We start from the raw sequence: 3,842 nt of genomic DNA, 5'->3' as shown, positions 1-3,842 counted from the left end.
CATGGACAGCCTGTCCCCCCCCCCCCCCGCCACTGAGAACCGCATCGCAGCCTTGCAGGCGATGGCGCAGCAGATGCAAGGCGAAACCCAGGCCGCCCCGCGCCAGGCATCGACGCCACGGCAGGCAGATCAACCGCGGCCATCCGGCCCATGGGGCGAGGCAGCGCAGCCCGAGCAGCCGGCGGAGCCCGCCAAGCCCAAATCCAACCCATGGGGTCGCAATCCGACCGGGCCCAAGGGCCGGTGGTCGTGAGCGTGGCGGACAGAGGACCACGACGCACAGTTTCAAGTGATCAGGAACACAGGGACGGCGGCGACTTCGTTGCCGGTCTCGCCGCACGCAAGGCGGCGGCGCGCCTGCTTGCCGCCGTCATCGACGCCAGGACGCCGCTTGATGGGCTGACCGATCACGAAAACGGCCACCCGCAATACAAGGCGCTCGACATGCGCGATCGCGGCCTTGTCCGCGCCATCCTGGTCACCGCGCTGCGCTATCGCATGACCATATCAGGGCTGCTGGCGCGGCGCCTGGAAAAGCCGCTGCCGCCCAACGCCACCGCTTTGTCGCACATATTGCATGTCGCCGCAGCCCAGATCCTGTTCCTCGATATTCCCGACAGCGCCGCCGTCGACATTGCGGTGACCCATGCCAAGTCCGATCCGCGCACGGTGCGCTTCTCCGGCCTCGTCAATGGCGTTCTGCGCACACTGGCACGTGCCAAGGAAACGGAATTGCCTGCCGCCCTTGCCGCCACCGACGAAGCGCCAAAGTGGTTTTCCGATCGGCTGAAGACCACCTACGGCAACGAGAAGGCCAGACAGATCCTCGAAGCGCATCGCGTTGAGGCGCCGGTCGACTTCTCGGTCAAGGCCGATCCCGGTCTCTGGGCCGAAAAACTCGGCGGCATCGTCCTGCCGACCGGCACGGTGCGGGTCGAGAATCTTGTCGGTCCGGTCACTGAATTGCCTGGCTTTGCCGAGGGCGCCTGGTGGGTCCAGGACGCCGCGGCCAGCCTGCCGGCCCGGCTGTTCGGCGATGTCGCGGGATTGCGGGTTGCCGATCTCTGCGCCGCGCCCGGCGGCAAGACGGCGCAGCTGATCGTTGCCGGCGCGAAGGTCACCGCCGTCGACACCTCGAAAAACCGGCTCGTGCGGCTGACGCAGAATCTCGAGCGTCTCGGCCTGTCCGCCGAAATCGTTCAGGCCGACCTGCTCAAGTATGAGCCAGAAGAACTGTTCGACGCTGTTCTCCTCGACGCACCCTGCTCGTCGACCGGCACGGTGCGGCGGCACCCCGACGTGCCATGGACCAAGACTTCGGCTGATGTCGAAAAACTGGCCGACCTGCAACGCAGGCTGCTCGCCCGCGCCGTCACGCTGGTGAAGCCCGGCGGCAGGATCGTCTTTTCCAACTGTTCGCTCGATCCGCTCGAAGGCGAGGATCTCTATCACGCCTTTCTGGCCGGCACGCCTGAAGTCGCCAACGATCCGCTGCGGCAAGGCGAGATCGCCGGCATCGATTCGTTCCTGACGCCGCAAGGCACGCTGCGCACCACGCCCGCCGACCTGGAGCTCGGCGTGCCGGAGCGCTCGGGCCTCGACGGCTTCTTCGCCGCTCGCATGCGGCGAGCCGGCTAGCGATTGAATTGCCCGGATTTACTGACTTTTTGGGGTAGGATCGGGGGCAAAGCCAGGTGAACCGGCGTGGGGTCGTGGAATTCGCCTTCGCACGAATCGTGCAATCATGTAGACTCGGCGCCGGGGTAGAGGACGATCAGGAGGGGTTTTGGCACTTGCTGCCAGCAGCACGACGCGTCTGTGGACGCTTGTCGCGAAGGAGTTCTGGCGCAAAACGCGCCGGCGCCTGCGCGCCGGGCCTGTCTATCGCTGGCGCTATTCCGGCCGCACGCCGGAACGTGTGCTGATCGCGCCGCCGGACCTGCGCCTCGCCGACCCGCAGATCGCACTCGAGATCTATTACGGCCGCTATCCCCTGTCGGGGCATCTCGTCGAGACCGGCGGCAAGTCGCCTTTCCAGATCAGCGTGCCCAATCACGGCTGGCAGAAGACGCTGCACGGCTTTCGCTGGCTGCGCCATATGCGCGCCGCCGGCACCGAGCTTGCCGCCGCCAATGCCCGCGCCCTGGTCTCCGATTGGATCACCATGCATGGCAGCCATATTTCCGGCATCGCCTGGGAGCCCGGCACGACGGCCAAGCGCATCATCGCCTGGTTGCAGCACTCCTCGGTCGTATTGCAGGGCGCCGAGTTCCCTTTCTACCGCGCCTTCCTGAAATCGGTAGCCATCCAGATCCGCTACCTCAGGTCGATGGCGCGCGAAATGCCCGACGGCAAGGACAGGCTGCGGGCCCGCATCGCGCTCGCCTTCGCTGCCTTGTCCCTGCCGGCGCCGGCCTCGGCCCTGCGTGGCGCGACCCGCAATCTTGCCGAGGAACTCGACCGCCAGATCCTCGCCGATGGCGGGCATATTTCGCGCAATCCGATGGTTGTCCTGGAAATCCTCGCCGACCTTCTGCCGCTGCGCCAGACCTATGCCAACCAGGCGGAAACGCCGCCGCAGGCGCTGATCGGCGCCATCGACCGCATGCTGCCGGCGCTGCGCTTCTTTCGCCATCAGGATGGCAGCCTCGCCCGCTTCAACGGCATGGGCGCCACCATCCACGACCGCATCGCCACCATTCTGCGCCACGACGACACCGCCGGCGCGCCGCTGCTGCATGCGCCGCATTCCGGCTATGAGCGCCTGTCGATGGGCGGCACCACGGTCATCGCCGACACCGGCCCGCCGCCGCCGGTCGATGTGTCCAACGCCGCACACGCCAGCTGCCTTGCCTTCGAACTGTCGTCCGGCCGCCAGCACTACATCGTCAATGCCGGCATCGACACCTATGGCGCGGCTGAATTCCGGCCGCTGGCGCGCGCCACCGCCGCGCACTCGACCGCCACCATCAACGACACCTCGTCGGCGCGCTTCAGCCATTCGCTGCGTGTCAACGACCTGCTCGGTTCCCCGCTGATCGGCGGCCCGCAGCACGTGCAGTGCAAGCGCACCGACCAGAAGGGTGTTCAGGGCTTCATCGCCCGCCATGACGGCTATGTCCCGCGCTTCGGCTTCCTGCATGAGCGCGAGCTGAAACTGTCGGCGAACGGCAATGTGCTGGCTGGTCGCGACCGCTTCCAGCGGCCCGGCAATGCAGCGATCCGCAACAATGGCCGCGACTTCGTCACCGTCCGCTTCCATGTCCACCCCGACATCAACCTTTTGCAGGACGAGCATGACCGCCTGGTGCTGGCCGCCGATCAGGCCGATACCTGGGTGTTCACAGCAGCCGAAGTGGTGCCGGAAGTCGAGGAATCAATCTATTTCGCCGGCCTTGGCGGCCCACGCCGCAGCCGCCAGATCGTGCTTGCCTTCAAAGCCTCGGAAATCGCCGAAGTCCACTGGCAGCTGACGCGCACCAGCATCGCCGGTCATCCGGAAAACAACTGATCCTCCTGGCAGGGCTTCGAACGCAGGTTAACAAAAGGCCTGACGACAACCAGTTCGGCGGCATCGGCAGCTTGCGTCGGCAACGATAGGAATTTTTTCTTGACTCGGTGACCTCAGCTATGGTACAAATTCGCCCATGGTGCTGATTTGCGCCAGTGACCCGCCGCACAGGCGGGTTTTTCGTTTTAATACGGATTCGTTGCCTTGCCCCACCTGACCGCCGGTTTGATTTCCGGACGGCATGTGCTACGGGCGCGGGCATCCATCACACCAGTCGTGAAAGGCTGCCAGCCCATGGCCGTCGCCGCCAAGAACATTCCCGCACCAGACC

2 protein-coding genes and 1 pseudogene are annotated in these 3,842 nt (G+C 65.8%); all 3 read left to right on the top strand.

Annotated features, from left to right (window positions below; translation table 11 throughout):
• A pseudogene (locus tag EN984_RS25730) lies at window positions 1–253 on the top strand (protease HtpX); the annotation flags it as partial.
• Entirely contained in the window at window positions 250–1,638 is a 1,389-nt protein-coding gene (locus EN984_RS25725; RefSeq protein WP_128361930.1) for an RsmB/NOP family class I SAM-dependent RNA methyltransferase, read from the top strand. The pseudogene EN984_RS25730 and the gene EN984_RS25725, both read left to right, overlap by 4 nt.
• Before the next feature lie 148 nt (window positions 1,639–1,786).
• Complete coding sequence (locus tag EN984_RS25720; RefSeq protein WP_127271388.1) at window positions 1,787–3,511, top strand: heparinase II/III family protein; 1,725 nt, start codon at window positions 1,787–1,789, stop codon at window positions 3,509–3,511.
• Window positions 3,512–3,842: the final 331 nt, after the last annotated feature.

The organism is Mesorhizobium sp. M7A.F.Ca.CA.004.12.1.1, from assembly GCF_003997835.1.
GTDB lineage: Bacteria > Pseudomonadota > Alphaproteobacteria > Rhizobiales > Rhizobiaceae > Mesorhizobium.
Note: the sequence above shows the minus strand (reverse complement) of the source record. Positions and strands in the feature narration are given on the sequence as shown.